Source organism: Ferrovum myxofaciens (assembly GCF_013181415.1).
Lineage (GTDB): Bacteria > Pseudomonadota > Gammaproteobacteria > Burkholderiales > Ferrovaceae > Ferrovum > Ferrovum myxofaciens.
In genome coordinates this window covers 2,489,555-2,505,509 of sequence record NZ_CP053676.1, presented here as the reverse complement: position 1 = coordinate 2,505,509, position 15,955 = coordinate 2,489,555, and the positions used below count along the sequence as shown (strand labels likewise).

20 protein-coding genes and 1 tRNA gene are annotated in these 15,955 nt (G+C 52.9%); 7 read left to right on the top strand and 14 right to left on the bottom strand.

Translation table 11 applies throughout. The annotated features are described in order from the left end of the window. Window positions 1-3 precede the first annotated feature (3 nt). The 3 genes from HO274_RS12435 to HO274_RS12425 form a co-directional block, all read right to left on the bottom strand. Window positions 4-798, bottom strand: coding sequence for a UDP-2,3-diacylglucosamine diphosphatase (locus tag HO274_RS12435; RefSeq protein WP_082783088.1), 795 nt, complete (start codon window positions 796-798; stop codon window positions 4-6). Window positions 799-909: 111 nt separating this feature from the next. Next, complete coding sequence (locus HO274_RS12430) at window positions 910-1,308, bottom strand: phage holin family protein (protein ID WP_031597480.1); 399 nt, start codon at window positions 1,306-1,308, stop codon at window positions 910-912. After that, window positions 1,290-2,243: an NAD-dependent epimerase/dehydratase family protein gene (locus HO274_RS12425; RefSeq protein ID WP_051862357.1), complete on the bottom strand. Its 954-nt coding sequence runs from the start codon at window positions 2,241-2,243 to the stop codon at window positions 1,290-1,292. Before HO274_RS12425 ends, HO274_RS12430 begins: the two co-directional genes overlap by 19 nt. Before the next feature lie 123 nt (window positions 2,244-2,366). On the opposite strand from HO274_RS12425, the gene HO274_RS12420 reads away from it, so the two are divergent. The 4 genes from HO274_RS12420 to HO274_RS12405 all read left to right on the top strand — a co-directional run bounded on the left by HO274_RS12420 (window position 2,367) and on the right by HO274_RS12405 (window position 4,720). Continuing rightward, the gene (locus HO274_RS12420; protein ID WP_031597476.1) at window positions 2,367-2,828 is read left to right on the top strand and encodes a CreA family protein; all 462 of its coding nucleotides are present in this window, start codon (window positions 2,367-2,369) and stop codon (window positions 2,826-2,828) included. Between the two features lie 114 nt (window positions 2,829-2,942). Beyond that, entirely contained in the window at window positions 2,943-3,746 is an 804-nt protein-coding gene (locus HO274_RS12415) for an SDR family oxidoreductase (protein ID WP_273120128.1), read from the top strand. 124 nt (window positions 3,747-3,870) lie between these two features. Beyond that, window positions 3,871-4,170, top strand: coding sequence for a hypothetical protein (locus HO274_RS12410; protein ID WP_273120126.1), 300 nt, complete (start codon window positions 3,871-3,873; stop codon window positions 4,168-4,170). A gap of 7 nt (window positions 4,171-4,177) precedes the next feature. Then, on the top strand, window positions 4,178-4,720 hold the full coding sequence (locus tag HO274_RS12405) for an outer membrane protein (protein ID WP_062187416.1): 543 nt from the start codon (window positions 4,178-4,180) through the stop codon (window positions 4,718-4,720). Between the two features lie 118 nt (window positions 4,721-4,838). Here the strand turns inward: HO274_RS12405 and HO274_RS12400 are convergent, their stop codons facing one another. The 6 genes from HO274_RS12400 to HO274_RS12375 all read right to left on the bottom strand — a co-directional run bounded on the left by HO274_RS12400 (window position 4,839) and on the right by HO274_RS12375 (window position 9,709). Beyond that, window positions 4,839-5,180, bottom strand: a complete 342-nt coding sequence (locus tag HO274_RS12400) for a hypothetical protein (RefSeq protein WP_273120123.1) — start codon at window positions 5,178-5,180, stop codon at window positions 4,839-4,841. A gap of 111 nt (window positions 5,181-5,291) precedes the next feature. Then, complete coding sequence (locus HO274_RS12395) at window positions 5,292-6,095, bottom strand: class I SAM-dependent methyltransferase (RefSeq protein ID WP_273120120.1); 804 nt, start codon at window positions 6,093-6,095, stop codon at window positions 5,292-5,294. Further along, window positions 6,079-7,308, bottom strand: a complete 1,230-nt coding sequence (locus HO274_RS12390) for a branched-chain amino acid ABC transporter substrate-binding protein (RefSeq protein ID WP_273120118.1) — start codon at window positions 7,306-7,308, stop codon at window positions 6,079-6,081. Before HO274_RS12390 ends, HO274_RS12395 begins: the two co-directional genes overlap by 17 nt. A gap of 14 nt (window positions 7,309-7,322) precedes the next feature. Continuing rightward, the gene (locus HO274_RS12385) at window positions 7,323-7,646 is read right to left on the bottom strand and encodes a c-type cytochrome (protein WP_031598919.1); all 324 of its coding nucleotides are present in this window, start codon (window positions 7,644-7,646) and stop codon (window positions 7,323-7,325) included. Between the two features lie 112 nt (window positions 7,647-7,758). After that, the gene (lgt, locus tag HO274_RS12380; protein ID WP_273120115.1) at window positions 7,759-8,583 is read right to left on the bottom strand and encodes a prolipoprotein diacylglyceryl transferase; all 825 of its coding nucleotides are present in this window, start codon (window positions 8,581-8,583) and stop codon (window positions 7,759-7,761) included. A gap of 157 nt (window positions 8,584-8,740) precedes the next feature. Beyond that, the gene (locus tag HO274_RS12375) at window positions 8,741-9,709 is read right to left on the bottom strand and encodes a fatty acid desaturase (RefSeq protein ID WP_273120112.1); all 969 of its coding nucleotides are present in this window, start codon (window positions 9,707-9,709) and stop codon (window positions 8,741-8,743) included. 65 nt (window positions 9,710-9,774) lie between these two features. On the opposite strand from HO274_RS12375, the gene HO274_RS12370 reads away from it, so the two are divergent. The 3 genes from HO274_RS12370 to HO274_RS12360 all read left to right on the top strand — a co-directional run bounded on the left by HO274_RS12370 (window position 9,775) and on the right by HO274_RS12360 (window position 12,169). Then, window positions 9,775-9,850, top strand: a tRNA-Ala gene (locus HO274_RS12370). 874 nt (window positions 9,851-10,724) lie between these two features. Next, window positions 10,725-11,492 carry a GIY-YIG domain-containing protein gene (locus tag HO274_RS12365; protein WP_273120109.1) on the top strand — a complete coding sequence of 256 codons (768 nt, stop codon included), beginning with the start codon at window positions 10,725-10,727 and terminating at the stop codon, window positions 11,490-11,492. After that, a complete protein-coding gene (locus HO274_RS12360) occupies window positions 11,489-12,169 on the top strand; it encodes a hypothetical protein (protein ID WP_273120106.1) in 681 nt (226 codons plus the stop codon). The genes HO274_RS12365 and HO274_RS12360 overlap by 4 nt, the downstream gene beginning before the upstream one ends. A gap of 331 nt (window positions 12,170-12,500) precedes the next feature. Here HO274_RS12360 and HO274_RS12355 read toward each other — a convergent pair whose 3' ends face one another. The 5 genes from HO274_RS12355 to HO274_RS12335 form a co-directional block, all read right to left on the bottom strand. Further along, complete coding sequence (locus HO274_RS12355; RefSeq protein ID WP_273120104.1) at window positions 12,501-12,983, bottom strand: hypothetical protein; 483 nt, start codon at window positions 12,981-12,983, stop codon at window positions 12,501-12,503. Beyond that, on the bottom strand, window positions 12,980-14,347 hold the full coding sequence (locus tag HO274_RS12350) for a recombinase family protein (protein WP_273120102.1): 1,368 nt from the start codon (window positions 14,345-14,347) through the stop codon (window positions 12,980-12,982). Before HO274_RS12350 ends, HO274_RS12355 begins: the two co-directional genes overlap by 4 nt. Continuing rightward, a complete protein-coding gene (locus HO274_RS12345; protein WP_273120100.1) occupies window positions 14,344-14,796 on the bottom strand; it encodes a DUF2924 domain-containing protein in 453 nt (150 codons plus the stop codon). The genes HO274_RS12350 and HO274_RS12345 overlap by 4 nt, the downstream gene beginning before the upstream one ends. Then, window positions 14,793-14,984: a hypothetical protein gene (locus HO274_RS12340; protein ID WP_273120098.1), complete on the bottom strand. Its 192-nt coding sequence runs from the start codon at window positions 14,982-14,984 to the stop codon at window positions 14,793-14,795. The genes HO274_RS12345 and HO274_RS12340 overlap by 4 nt, the downstream gene beginning before the upstream one ends. 204 nt (window positions 14,985-15,188) lie before the next feature. After that, complete coding sequence (locus tag HO274_RS12335) at window positions 15,189-15,827, bottom strand: hypothetical protein (protein ID WP_273120095.1); 639 nt, start codon at window positions 15,825-15,827, stop codon at window positions 15,189-15,191. Window positions 15,828-15,955 lie beyond the last annotated feature (128 nt).

Below are 15,955 nucleotides of genomic sequence, written 5' to 3'. Positions count from 1 at the left end.
GGCTCACCCCTCCTGTTCGGCCAGATGAATGGGACCGAGGTTGAGAGGAGCCGCCACTTTTTGGCGCCATTCCACGATGCTCAATGCCCCTTCATGGGTTTCCACCAAGGCAGTCAAACTTTCCACCCAATCCCCATCGTTGCAGTACAAGGCCCCATTCACCTCACGAATCTCGGCCTTGTGGATATGCCCACAAACGACACCCTGACAGCCACGTCGACGAGCTTCATCCACCATCACCTGTTCAAAGGCATGGATGTAATTGACTGCATTTTTCACCTGGTGCTTGAGGTATTGGGACACCGACCAGTAGGGCAGACCAAGGCGAGCACGGGCCGCATTGAACCACTGGTTGAATTTGAGGATGAAGGTATAGAAGGTATCCCCAAGATGGGATAGCCAACGCGCGTGGGTAGTTACTCCATCGAACAGGTCACCATGCACCACCCAGAGCTTACGTCCATCCGTCAGGGTATGAATGGCTTCATCCTGAACCACGATGTCGCCAAAGGCCAGGCCACAGAACTGGCGCATCAGTTCATCATGATTTCCCGGCACATAAACCACCCGGGTTCCCTTGCGCGCCTTGCGCAACAGTTTTTGGACCACATCATTGTGGGTCTGGGGCCAGTACCAGGTCTTGCGCAACTGCCAGCCATCCAGGATATCCCCCACCAGATAGATGGTATCTGCGTCATTACAACGTAGAAAATCCAACAGATAATCGGCTTGGCACCCCGGCGTCCCCAGATGGATATCGGATATCCACAAGGTACGGTAGTGAAACACCGGGCTCATACGAGGGAAACGCCGAACAGGATCTTCTTCATGCCCCCATTGAATCAAGGCGCTATGACAGAGGCGTGACTCTTTTATGAAACTTCCGTGACCCCCAGGATTTAAAAAGGACTAAACCCAGTTGCCTCCGCCGGGTGGGGGTTGCCAGGGAGGCGAACCATTGGAAAGAAATGCCCCAATGATCAGGCTGAGCAGAGACACAAAAATACTGGCGAAGAAGGCTTCCCAGAAACCCGATACGGTAAAGCCGCGTACCAAATAAGAAACCAGCAGAATCATCAGGGCATTGATGACCAGCAGAAAAAATCCAAAAGTAAACAAGGTCAGTGGCAAGGTCAGCAAGATCAGGATGGGTTTGACCACCGCGTTGGCAAACCCCAACACCAGAGCCGAAATCACCAGGGCACCCAAACTGTCAAACCGGATCCCTTTGAATACGTAACTACATACCCACAGCGAGAAGGTGGTGGTACCCCATTGCAATAAAAAGTTCAGGATATTGGGTGACATGAGTGACTCCTTTCCATTTCGCCCTCTCGAGCAACCAAATCGTCCAAACCTGCCGCTAGGGTAAACGGTGGGGACCACCCCAATTCAGCGCGGATGGCCGAGGCATCCACCACCAAAGAGCCGAGCAAACGGTGGATCTCCGCCCGGCGTCCCAGCAGTTTTCCCAGTCCAAGCAGCAGGAAGGGGGGAACCGTGAGCAAGCGGGCCGAACGGCCCAAGGCGTGGGCCAGATGGCGGATCAGGTCGGGGGTGGAAACATCCTCTCCATCGCTCAGGAGGTAGGTTCGCCCCGCCGCCGCCGGGTGCCTCAGTACCCATCCCACGGCATCCACCAGATTACCCAGTGCCAACAAACTGCGCCGATTACGAACCCCCCCCAAAGGCAAGGGAACCCCGCACCGCACCCAATGCATCAAGCGCGCAAAATTGGCTCCCACTCCGGGACCATAAATCAATGGGGGGCGAAGGATCACCACCTCCAACCCGGTGTTCGTCGCCACCGTATGCAGCCCTTGCTCTGCCGCCCACTTGGACTGGCCATACGCATCGGCAGGTCGAGGAATGCTGGCGGCCGTCAAGACCCCCTCTTCCCCTAATACTTTAACGGAACTCAGAAAAACCAGACGACGCACCCCTGCTGATGCTGCCTGCCTCGCCAGATTCAAGGTCCCTGCCGTATTGACCCGGTGAAAAGCCTGTTGGGAAGAAAGATCCTCTGCCTGCATCACATGGACCCGCGCTGCCAGGTGCACCACAGCCTCTACTCCGCCAAGGGCGACACGCCAATCGGTATCCGGACCGATGTCCCCGATACCCACCTCATTGTCTTCCTTCGCCATCCGAAGGGCACGCACTACGGTGTGACCTTGCCTCTCCAGATAAGGAACCAAACCTTTTCCCACAAATCCACCAGCGCCCGTCACCAACACTTTCATCGATGAATTCCTCGATAGTCACATGGACGATACTTGGCGTACTATAGCATCCTCATACCGTCCTTCTGGAAAATACTGAATTCAGGGCCCAGGACAACTCACTTCACCCATTGGATTGAAATCATGAAAAAACTGTTTGCTTTCCTGTCCCTGACCTGTTTGACTGCGCTGGTTCGTGCCGATGACATCGGGTCAGTCAATACCTCCTGGAAAATGTTAGGTCCAGATAACAAGATCGTCGTAGAATCCATCGATGACCCGGATATTCATGGAATCACCTGCTACCTGGCGCGGGCCAAAACCGGTGGAATCTCCGGGGCAGTGGGCATTGCCGAGAACAAGACGGAAGCCTCCTTGTCCTGTCTCAAAATCGGCCCCATCACTCAGTCAGGTCCCCTGCCGCGCCAGCAGGATATTGCAAAAATCCGTGCTTCCTTGTTCTTCAAGAAACTGCACCTGGTGCGCATGATCGATCCCGCCCACTCCGTGGTCATTTACCTGACCTATAGCGACGAACTCATCGAGGGTAGCCCAAAAAACAGCATCAGTGCTGTTCCCTTGGGGGTCCCCATTCAACTAAAATAATGTCCACTCATCATTCTTCCACACCCACAAAGAGTTTGTTCATTGTCCAGGATTTTGAGCAACGTTGCGGAATCTCCGGCATTGCTTGTGGGCGTTGATTATCGGTAAATAACCATGGAACTCAAAGGCAAAAAAGTTTTATTGACAGGCGCCACCGGAAGCATTGGAAAACCCTTGGCACAGGCTCTGGCACGACAAGGAGCCACCTTGATCGTGACTGACCATTCTGCCCACGGGTTGAACGAACTGGCCGTTGAATTACGTCGAACGGGCGGAACGGTCCTGCCCATCCCGGCCGACCTGTTGATCCCTCAGGAAGTCAAACAACTGGCGGACAGGGTTACCTCCCAAACAGAAGGTATCGACATACTGATCAACCTGGCAGGAATGACCAGTTTCAACCTGTTTCATCAAGAAACTGAAACAGGGATCGAAAACCTCTGGCGGCTCAATACCCTCGCGCCCATGCAACTCACTCGTCTGCTCCTACCTCACTTGTTGACTCAGGGCTCGGGACTCATCGTCAATATCGGGTCAATCTATGGTTCTATCGGTTTTCCCGGATTTTCCGCCTACTCAGCCAGCAAGTTTGCGTTGCGCGGGTTTTCCGAAGCATTGCGCAGGGAACTGGACGGCACCGGGGTCGGAGTGGCCTATGTGGCCCCTCGTTACGTCACCCCCCTCATCCATACCGGAGCCATTCACCGCATGTCCAAAGCCCTCAAGGTACCCATGGACACTCCTGAACAAGTCGCCCAGAAAATCATCCATGCGGTGACTCGAAACCGGCATGAATATTTCATTGGCTTCCCGGAATCCCTTATTGCTCGCATCAATGGCATTCATCCCGCCCTGGTCGATGGATATGTGCGCAAGCAATTGAGTGTGATCCGCGATTTTGCCTTGGGAAAACGCTGAGTGGGCATGAATGGCGCCTCCCTGGAGAATGACTGAAACTCTTGGAGCACAGGGATACTTCTCTTCATTTCAACAATAGATGGTTAGAGGACTTTTTTCACGATACTGACCATAGGATTTTTCCATGCCCCTACGAAAATTACTGATCTCTCTGAGCCTCGTACTGGGTTTTCTGAGCAACGTGGCCGCATATGCCGGAACGATGGCGGAAGATCTTGGCGCAGAGCAACATGCCTGGGCAAAGGGGAGTTACTCGCTCCCTGAAGACGAACGTGAAGATTACTTTGCCCACCTTCAAATACGCACCCACGACCTCTCCCTGAAATTCCCCAATCAGGCGGCTCCTCTCATCTGGGAAGGCATCATCAAAGCCACCCATGCTGAACAAAGCACAACAGTAATTTTACCGACCCCGCAAGGATAAAGACCGCATGAAAAAAATCGCACTAACTCTGGCCGTCCTACTGTCCACCGGTGCCTATGCCCAAGGACTATATATCGGAGGTACCCTGGGTGAAGCTCAAACCTTGAATGCTTCCAACCAAGCACCCTGGAATAATTCTTCCTATAACCCGGCATTTGGCGCTCTGATCGGCTACCAGTTCAACCGTTATTTTGGCGTGGAAGGCGCCTATACAGAAGCAGGCAAGTTTGCCAATCATACGGTCAGCGGAAAAACCGATGTCGCCACACTGGAAGGCGTGGGATACCTGCCCCTGTCCAATGTCCTTTCTCTCTATGGGAAGTTGGGGGTTGGATCGGCCACCAGTCAGTCCATCAGTAGCGCCGCTCCAGGCTACTCCGGGGCCACCCGCATCTCCTCCACCTATGGACTGGGGCTCCAATTCAAGGTCAATGCATTATTTTCCGCACGAATCGGCTATGACTACTACCGTTCTGCCCTCAATACCCCAGACGGGACCGCAGATTTTGGTTCCAATGCCTTTACGGTAGGTGCACTCTACCACTTTTGAACCCAAAGACTGCCGCAGTGCAAGCAGTCTTTGGAACTGTTTCGCCCTTCAAAAAAGCCAACCCCCCGAAAATTGGGGGGTTGGCTTTCAGTCTTTTTTGAATGATCTGAGCACAGAATCAGTCATCATCACCCTCTCCTCCCCCGTAATAAGGAGCAGGATAGACAGGCTGAGCATAAGCCGGAGCCGGATAGGCATAGGCGGGCTGAGGCACGGCATAAGCCGGAGGAGGCGCCATGACCATGGGAGGCGCCGCATAGACCGGTGCCTGCTGAGCCATCATCCCACCCACCAATCCGCCCACCAGAGCCGCCCCCATTCCCCAGGCGCCGCCGCCATCTCCTTCTCCGCCCCACCCGCCCCCTCCTCGCCAGCCATCTCCACCTCGCCAACCGTCAGCGTGAGCATTGACCATAGCCAGCATTCCAAACATAAACAGGGCACCCATTGACTTCTTCATGTTGGCATTCTCCAAATTAATTGCTTCATGCTGAAAACGAACATCCTACCGGCTTCGTTGACTCCGAAAGACATTTTCCCGGCATCATGGCCCTCAAGCCTTAGGAACGACTTAAGAACAGGCAGGTGGAATCCTACCACGCCCGTTCCCTTCTTGACGATACAGATACAGGGGCATGGTTCCTTCCGTCAGAAAAATACTGTGAGGCAACATTCCCGGCATCTTAAAAGTATTGCTGATCAGGGAAGTTCCTGAGCGCATTTCTCGAATCATCTTTTGCCCTAAAGCGGGCATGGGAACGGGCGACAAAAACGCATAAGCCAGATCAAACTCGCTCAGGGAGATATTCCAGAAACTTTTACGATGCAGCGTGCAATTGGGTAAGGCACGAGCCTTCCATTTTCCAATCAGCCAAGGAATCGGGGCCACTTCATAGCCCACGAATCGAATGTCGGGATGGTGTGCCGCCAGGATGCAAAGGACAGTGCCTGTGCCACATCCCAAATCAACGAAGGAACGAGGGGCCATCTCTCGCACCAGACGATCCAATTCCGCCAGGGTTTCTCGATGCGTCAAGTAAAGGGGAACCCTTGACTGAAAGGTATTCCAGTACACCAACCCTAACACTACAAACCCCGCGCCATACCAACCCGCAGGTATCGCGCCGCGCGCCATTGCCCAAAGCGCAGGCAAAAAAAGGAACTGGAGGGGTAACCACCAGCGGGGACCTTTCACCAGTAATGTGAGCACCACCGCCACAACACCCTGAAACAGAGTCAAAAAAGCCAGTGAAGGAACCGGCCAGAGGCCCAGTTTGCTTCCTCCAAACACTAGGAGCGCACTGACTCCCTGGATCACAAAAAAACGGTACATCGTCACGCTCGATGAAACCGAATCTTCACTTTCCTGCGCCATTCTCATCAACACCAGAACGATTGCCGAGTTGACTCCCCGTACTGGCATCCTCTCTGACGGGCACCCGAATTCCCTGATGCCAGCGATAGACCGTAACCGCGCCACCCGCCAGATCCCCATGCACATCAAAGCGAATCAATGCCGTTACGCCAGGATATTCCAGCGTTTTCAAGTAAGGCAAATATCGTTCGGGAAGCGGTGAATCTGCTTTTTTCATCGCCGCAATGAGTGCACCTACTGCATCGTAACTGTAAGGCGCGTAGTCCTGAATGGCGCCAAAACGTGCCTCAAAACGATGCTTGAAATCCCGTCCCTTGGGCATTTCCTCCAACGGCAGTCCCGGTAAACTGCAAAAACTGCCTTCTGAAGCCTCTCCTGCAAGTTCAAAAAACTCCTTTGAACACCCCCCATCCCCTGTGAGGAATACGGATTTCAAATCAAGTTCACGAAGTTGTTTGAGCATCGGACCACTTTGAGCGTCCATCCCTCCAAAAAAAATGAGATCCGGTTGGCGCGCTTTGATGCGTGTCAAAATGGCTGAAAAATCTGTACTGTGATCATCGGTGTGTTCATGCAACAACACCCTTGCCCCTTGCCGGGATGCGGCTTTCTCAAATTCATTGGCCAAACCTTGCCCATAGGCCGTAGCATCGTCGATCACCGCCATCGTTCGGGCATCCGCAACGTGAACCGCAAACTGACCCAACACCTGACCTTGTTGCTCATCATTGGCCATGACGCGAAAAGCAGTGGGAAACCCTTGGTGGGTATACTTGGGATTGGTGGCCGAAGGAGAAATTTGAGGGATCCCTTCATCCGCATAAATGCGTGCCGCAGGAATGGTAGTTCCCGAATTGAGATGCCCCACCACGCCATTGACGCCATCATCGACCAATTTTTGAGCAACGATGGTCGCTGTCCGCGGATCGGCCGCATCATCTTCGCTCAGCAACTCGAAATGAACAGGTTTCCCCCCCAAACGAATGTCTTGAGTATTGGCATCATCGATGGCCAATCGCGCCCCATTCTCGTTGTCCGCACCCAGATGAGATTGAGGTCCGCTCAGAGGGGCCACAGAACCAATTTTAACGTCCCAGTGATCTGCCGAATGTCGTGAATCGCCCTCCTCTCCGGAACACCCTGAGAGTACTAAAATGGCCAGCACCAACCCCGCAGATCCGGTCAGGATGGAAGACTTGCCGACAAGCCTCATCCTGACCCCCGACATCAGCGAGACAAAATCCACTTGACCAGATTTTTGATATCCTCCTCGGATAAATTGGCATTGCCCCCCTTGGCGGGCATGGGCATCATGCCCCAAGATCCACTGCCCCCGCGGGTTACCTTGGCGATCAATTTTGCTTCTGCCCCAGGTTGACCCCGATATTTGGCAGCCACTGACTTGTAAGAAGGTCCTACTTTGGGGGTATCCACACTATGACAACTCAAACAACCACTTTTTTTAGCCAGTTCCAACCCATTGTCCGCGTGGGCAGCAACCGTGCCCAACAGTAGTCCGACAGCCATCACGGCAGTTTTCCAAGATTTCATTTTAGAGAGCTCCCTTTTCAAGACAAAAAAACTGAACACGATACTCAATTATCCAGACCAGAGGACATTTTACTCGTTCAACTCCTTGGCTGACCATCATTTCCGCCGCTTCTCATTTATCGCGCATAGCAAGGGAGGACTCGGTGGTACGAGACATCTTGTCCAATTTACCCGACCATAACCAGAGCCACAACCCCGCGATGATCATCGGCAAACTGAGCCACTGTCCCATACTGAACCCAAAGGCCAGTAGCCCCAAAAAGTCATCCGGTTCCCGTGTAAATTCTACCGCAAACCGAAATGCTCCATAACCAATGAGGAATAGTGCGGAAATGCGCCCCATGGGGCGTGGCTTGCGACTGAACCAGAGCAGCAAAAACCCCAGGACCAACCCCTCCAGACAGGCTTCATAAAGTTGGGAGGGATGGCGAGAAAATGCGTCCACCTTGGGAAAAACCATGGCCCAGGGTACCGAAGTCACCCGACCCGGTAATTCCCCATTGATAAAATTTCCCAAGCGTCCAAAGCCCAACCCGAAGGTCACCAGAGGCGCTACAAAATCGGTCACTTCGAGCCAACGACGTTTCTCGCGCCGCGCATAGAGCCAGCCCGCAATGATCACGCCAAGAAACCCGCCATGAAATGACATCCCTCCCTGCCACACCGCAAGAATGTCTTGAGGATGGGTCAAATAAAACTCTGGTTTGTAGAATAGGACATAACCCAGCCTCCCCCCGGCGATCACGCCCACCACCACATAGGTCAAAAAATTATCCACCTGCTCCACGGTCCAGTGCAGCCACGGCTGGGTCTTGATCCGCCAGCGCGCCGCTCCTGCTCCCGCCATGAAACCCGCCAGATACATAAGTCCGTACCAGCGAATGGAAAAAGGCCCCAAGTGCAGAGCGACTGGATCAAAATCCGGGTGAATCAACATGACAGGTCCTCACCTCCCGCAGATGGCATCCTTGGGATAAAATGGAGGATTATACCCACCTTGCCCTTCAGGAGAATGACTGGGCTGATAATCGGCGCAGGAAAACCATCACCCGCCGGTATCCAGAGAGCCCTGCATGCGACCGTGGAAATAGGAGTCAGCGAGCCAGTTGGGCGCCTGTGTTCTCCATGATGCGCCGAAATACCGAGGGAAAATTGGCCAAGGTGCCCATAACGGCGTAACCATAGGGCAACTGAGGGGCCTCCGGGACCGGTTCCAGCCCATTGAGGTCCTTTCCGGGATTGATATGGTGATCCACATGCCGACAATTGTTGAACGACACCAGGGTGGTCACCCAGTTTCGGCAGTCCCAGGTATGCTGAGGTCCGATGCGTTCGAAACGACCATCGATTTCCTTGCGGTGCAAAGCAAAATGCTGAATGAACGTAATGGACGCATCCACCAGATACATCACCACGGTTTGCACGGTCAGGAACAACATCCCCTTCCAGCCAGCCAGATAGCCAATCACCAAGTTGATCAGGACATAGAAGAAAATCGGGCCGTAAACCTCGGACCACAGATTACCCCGGACCGTTGCAATCTCAATTCCCAACCGCAACTGCTTGATCATGTTGCGATGAGAAAAACTGGACAGCGTATCGGACAGGTAACTGTACAGACTGTCCTTGGGCGTTCCCACCAGTACATGGTGCCCGGCCCCATGCTCTTGCGTGTAGTGGCCAAAACATACCGTGGTGAAGAACCACTTGGCCAAACGCCGATCCCATAGCGCACGACTGTGTCCTAATTCATGACCCAAAGCATTCCCCGAGCCTCCGGCCGCGTAGCCAGACCCTGCACCAGCCAGGATAACCAGCCACCAGGCATAGTGTTGGGCAAAATAGGCGCCCACCAGACCCTGCAGAGCGATACCCGCCAGAATGACACGCAAAGCCCAGAAGTTCCAGTAAGGAATGGGGCCTTGATAATCCCCCACCATCCATTCCAGCAACGGCAGAACGAACAGACCAATGAACAGGGGCCAGGCTGGATGGCCCAGCACCAAAAAAACGGCAGGCAACCAGGCGAAAAATATCGCCAGCGCCGCTCCCCCGAAAGCCATGGGGTTCGTCAAAGATGCACGAGAATTTTCCATAGTCGATATAATACAGCAGGCATGAACATTGTGGGGGGTTAGCTCAGTTGGGAGAGCGTCTGGTTCGCAATCAGAAGGTCGTGAGTTCGATCCTCATACCCTCCACCACTTCACCTAGGCCAGAACGTTCTCCGGCCTTTTTAGTGCCCCGCCGGAACGCCAATACTGGCGCGGCTTCCCGGTTTCGTGCGAAGGGCGGCAACTGTCGATACACCCCGAATTTCACCGTTTTCTACCCCCCTGCGCTCTCCGTTCTCTGTTTCTGCGAAGGGCGACCTTCGCACGACCCCCCCTATCCACGGGGGTTTCCGGCTTCCAGTATGAACGGAAACTTGCCCTTCAGAGGCGACAGAAGCCCTGAAAGACGCCAATATTGAGCGGAATCAAGATAAATCAGGGTTTGATTTGCAAGATAAGTGATGGTCAATTCGCCCTTACCATCACTCAATTTGATTAAAAAAACGGGAACCTGCCCTCAATTATTTTGGCTATGTCACAGTTAAATAGTGGTAATCGTGCAACCCTTATGAATACTGGGCATTGAAAACAATTGTAAAATTTCAACAGCATGATTTTTAACGAAATAATTATTTTGTCTGTTAGGTTCAACAATTAACTGTGACATAGCCATTATTTTGATTCCGCTCAGAAGTGCCATGGCATAGATGCCTTCCCCCTCTTGTCGCGCATTGGTGTCCATCTGTCGCGGGTTATGGTGCAAGCATTTCTCACTTGCAACCATAACCTACAACAGGCCGTAGCCAGTAAAACCGGAGGGAGAGGGGAAGTGTCGCATGACTTAGGATTTATGCGATTCGAGTTGCTCGGGAACAGGTACAGCAGGTCCCCCGTGGATCGCCCCAACCACCGACACCCAGAAAAATGCTTTGGTTCGGAACATCTTTTGGGGTATTCTCTGGCAAGATGGTGACACGCTACACAAAGCCACCATCAATGGTTGCACTTCGAACTTGAAACCGCCATGCGATTCCTGCAGGGAGGGGTCTCGTTCCATAAATTATTTTTTCTCATGATGCTTACTGACCAAAATCGCGTGGATGACTTGCGATCGTTCTATGGCTTGCTGGACGAACTTTCAGAAACCATCGGCGGCCCGCGCACGCTTGCGTCAAGTCATGGTCGTTCAGACTGGCCAAAGCGTGGCGTCTATTTTTTCTTTGAACCCGAGGAAATATGTCACCACAGTGACCATGACTTGCGGGTCGTTCGGGTGGGTACCCATGCGCTGAAAGCGGGGGCGAGCAGTACGTTGTGGGAACGCTTGGCGCAGCACCGTGGTCAGGTCAAGAATGGGGGTGGCAATCATCGAAGCTCCATCTTCCGATTGATCGTCGGCGCATCTCTGATGGCGCGTGATGACTATTATGCATGTCCGACCTGGGGCCAAGGAAACAGCGCGCCATCAGCAGTGCGTGCAGACGAAATTGATCTGGAAATCGAAGTGAGTAAAGTCATTGGGGCCATGCCGCTCTTATGGCTTGCGGTGGACGACGATCCAGGACCGCAAAGCGTACGTGGTGACATCGAACGTAATGCCATCGCACTACTAAGCAATCATGCCAAGGAGCCTCTCGACCCGCCTTCAGAACAGTGGCTTGGGGCCGCATGCAACAGAGCGAAAGTGCGCAGTTCGGGCCTCTGGAATTCCGGCCATGTCGATGCGGTCTACGATCCGCGATTTTTGGGCCTCATGGCCACACAGGTGGAAAAACTCAGGAGGTCTAGATGAATATCGTGATTCAGTGTGCTGCAAGAAAACGTTCCGATGCCGGGCACATGCGGCGGCGTGATGGGAAACCGGTCAAGTTAGTAGCCAATCCGGCCCTTGCACCCAGTGCCTCGGACACGATCTATGCACATCCGGATGATCAAGCCGAAAACGGCCGCACTTGGCGCGACTTGCTGCTGGACTACAACCAATCACCCGAAAACAATCCGCTCGGATTGCGACGCGCTTTTGATCTGTATGAAAACCCCATCTACGAAAGGTTGGTGGCAAAGTTTGGGATCGATAACGTCTTCATACTCTCGGCTGGGTGGGGGCTTATTCCCGCCTCTTTTTTGACGCCGGACTACAACATCACATTCAATACACGCGCTGATAAGGTCCACCACCGCCATAAGAAGGACCATTACGAGGATCTGCACCTGCTGCCCCCAGACTCTGATGCGCGGGTGATCTTCCTCGGGGGCAAGGATTATGTGCCTTTGTTTCTCAAACTCACCAGCGAAGCACATGGGCATCGCATCGTGTTCTACTACAAATCGCCAAAAAAATCGTCCGACAACCCACCGGACGCCCCGGGGTGCAAGACGCAACATTACATCACGATGAAGAGTACCAATTGGCAATATGAATGCGCGCATGCACTTATCGAAGGCACCTGCATTCCAGTCACAATCTAACCATCGTTTTCGTTGACATTTCCCCTTGCCAATGCTTGAGGAGATGTCAACAGGAGGATATTATGAAATTAGTCACAATAACCAAGAATATTGAGGAAGCCATTAACGCCGTCAATTCAACTAGGATTGCTGTGGCAATATCACTTAACGACCTGTCCAAAAAATCCAGACCGGCTCTATCATGTGGAGCACTGGCTTGTGGCAGAAGTTGAAATCGACATGGTACTCAAGGAAAACGGGCAGGAAAACCAAACATTCCGCTTAACGCTCGGGAGCAGTGGAAGCAAAAAACGCCCAAACAACCCTCCAATAAATTGATCGCGCTCATATATCAGTCCCCATTTTCAGCAATCCTCTGACGTTGTAACTCCCAGTCCAGCGGCAGACTTTTACGCACCAGGAACTCAAGCGACAAGGTGCGGGGTTGCCTTCCCTCAAAAATTGCGCTGGCTGTTTGAGGGTCGATGATCACGAGCCTCAGAATTTCCCTGACCCGCGTTACATCCATTTGCTCCCGCCGAGCGATTTCACCCGCGTCTGTCACTACGCCATCATCGATTTGCTTGCCCCAGTAGTATGCCAACGCAAGAGCCTTCAGTAGCGTAGGGTCCTGAATCGGGAGAATTGCAAATGCCGATGGGTGGATGGCCACCGGCTCATCCACCCCCTCCGGCCCAACGATCACTTTCTTGATGCCACGCTTCTTGAAATGAAGGGGCACAAATGTGGTGATCCTGACGCCACCGCCTTCCAGCGGGTGGCAGCGTTCATGCGCCTTCCCATCTCGAACGAGTTTCTTGGACGACCGGTTCATGCCGTCACCTCCATTTCCATCATTTCACCCCCAATGCTATCCGGTGCGAGTTCGCCCGCCAGTTCCTTCCAGCCCACCTCGCGCCAGACGATATCGATGCCGTCAGAGAGCAACTGGACCCGTTCAACCAGAAGATTGACCAGACGTACCTGTTCCTGCGGAAATAATTGCTTCCAGACCTCACCCAAACGCCGCATGGCCAGCACCACCGTCGGCTCCCCGATCTCGGGATAGAGCAATCGCACCTGTTTCCATACCCCCTGGACCGATTCAGGCGATTGCAATGCCTGAATAAGCATGTTCACGACAATCTCCTCGATCTGGTCCGCAGGAATCATCCCGGTGGCGCTGGTCCCGCTACCGTATCGCTGATCTGCCTTGGGAATGTAATAACGGTACTTCTTGCCGGACGGCTTCTTCGAGAAAGTAATGTGGTACTTCTCCCCGTTTGCACCATACAGCAGACCGCGCAACAGGGCATCCGTCTTTCCCCTCGTCTGGGTTTTCCCCATCCGTTCGCTGGCATCCTCCGCAAGAATCGCCTGCACCCGGTCCCATAATTGCCGGGTGATAATCGGCTCGTGCTGGCCGGTATGCACCACCCCCTTGTGACGAATCTCGCCAACATAGATGGGATTGCGCAAAGCCTTGGCCAGGTACTTTTTATCCATCGGCGTGCCATTTCTGACATTCCCATCGGCTGTTTTCCACATCTTGGTGGTGATTCCGTCCAGAGCGAGTTCACGACAGAGTGCGGTGGCCGAGCGCACTTCAGAGAACCGCTGAAAGATGCGTCTCATCGTTGCTGCCTCGGCATCGTTAATAATCAGATGCCGATCTCGCACATCGTAGCCCAGTGGCGGGTATCCCCCCATCCACATCCCCTTGCGCTTGGAGGCGGCAATCTTGTCCCGGATGCGCTCCCCAGTCACCTCGCGCTCGAACTGGGCAAAGGACAGCAGGATGTTCAACATCAACCGGCCCATGGAAGTCGTGGTGTTGAACTGCTGGGTCACCGAAACGAATGACACCTTGTGGCGCTCAAAAATCTCCACCAACCGGGCAAAATCAGCCAGACTGCGGGTAAGCCGGTCAATTTTGTAAACCACCACAATGTCCACCCGATCCGACAGGATGTCATCCATGATGCGCTTCAAGGCTGGCCGCTCCATGTTGCCACCGGAATAACCGCCATCGTCATAGTCGTCGGGAACTGCCAGCCACCCTTCGGCGCGCTGGCTGACAATATAAGCCTGGCCCGCTTCCCGCTGGGCATCCAGGGAATTGAACGATTGATCCAGGCGCTCGTCGGTGGAAACCCGGGTGTAGACCGCACAGCGTTTCTTGGAGGCCAGGATATTCATTTTGCCCTCCGCTCGGTTTTCACCAAACCAAAGAACACCGGTCCCGACCACTGGGTGCCCGTAATATGGCGAGCAGTCGCCGACAGACTCTTGAAACGCTGTCCCTCGTATTCGAATGCCCCATCGGCCAAAGCCATGACCCTGTGCTCCCGGTTGTCAAACTCCCGCATGAATACTGTGCCAGGCACAATGCGAATATCGCTGGTCTTGCGAACTTTCATCCTGGATTGGGACTCGCCAATACGCAGAAGTTGCTGGCGTACCTCAGGTTTGATGCCGCCGAACGCCTCCTCCTGAATCTTGTAGGCAACCCGGCCTTCAACATAACTCCGGTTGTGATGACTGGGTCGGCGCGGAAAATACTGGTCCCACAGCGACCACAATTCTTTCATCGCCAGTTTCGGCAACTCTGCCACTCTGGTCGACACGGTTCGATTTTGGGCCTTCATTTTTTCTCTCCTCCTGGTTGAGACGGAGTCATATGAAGGCGCTTGGGGGCCGAGAAGCCAAGACAAATATCGCTCTCTCGCGGTCGGGTGGAATCCAGTCTGGCAATCACTGCCGCAATGATGGAAGCGACCTCCTGGGCACGCGCTCGCGCCGACATGAGTTCTGGTGGAGTAGGTATGACAGTCATTTTGGGTACCATCCGAATTGTTAAACCGTCAGGAATAATATCGCCCGGATGGGGTCAGACAATCATGTTTCGGAGTAATCGAGAGGTGTTAATCAAAATTATGCTTTCCCTGACACCGGAGGGACGCCGCTACCAGCAATCCGTAAACACAAACAACACTCTGTCCATGTTGAATTTTACGCCAGCTCAGCTTCGATTTCCGCCTTATTGCACTTCAATCATCGTATTAATTTGTACATCAGAACAATCCGAAGGATTGGCATAACGATAGGCAAAGTCTTTTTCTGTTGGGGTTGGGATTTTTGATAAGGTTGCATTCCAGAATTTCGAGGTCTGTAATTCATATCCAGGGTCAAGCAAAAAGAGGTGGGTATCATTAAACCCTATTGCCAGAGTCCAATGATCTACGACATCATTGCTGCTCTTTATATCTATTGCCACCGGATGGTTTTCTTGTAATGCGCGTGTGATTTCGGGAAATAACTTTTTGTCGTTGTCGGTACCGGATATCATGGTACCCTCTGCCAAGTTATGGGCTTCGAGTAATTTTAACAATTTACCACCTGAAGTACCGGAAATAACCATGGGGTCAAAAGTACCAATTGTCTTAAAGAATTTGCCCTGATGTGTTCGGTAATCGATTTTTTTTACGGGTTTTATATGATCGCGTTCTAATCTGCCTAATGTGAGCAAAGCCATTGCTATACAATAAGGCCCACATGCACCATCCATGTCACCTTGTCGCAAATGCACCGGGCAACCACCATTATTGATTAATAGGCCTTTTTTATTTAGTTTTATGCCGTTTACTAGTTTTGTGCCGTTTAATAATTTCAGATCCATTTTTCATGCCTCTGAGTAAAGGGTGTTTCTTGGATTCTAGGATGAAGTGCAATTTTGAATAATCTCGGCAGTGGGCGAGATGAGGTACCCTTGCCTTCTTCAATAAACCGAGCATGTGTTGAATGAAA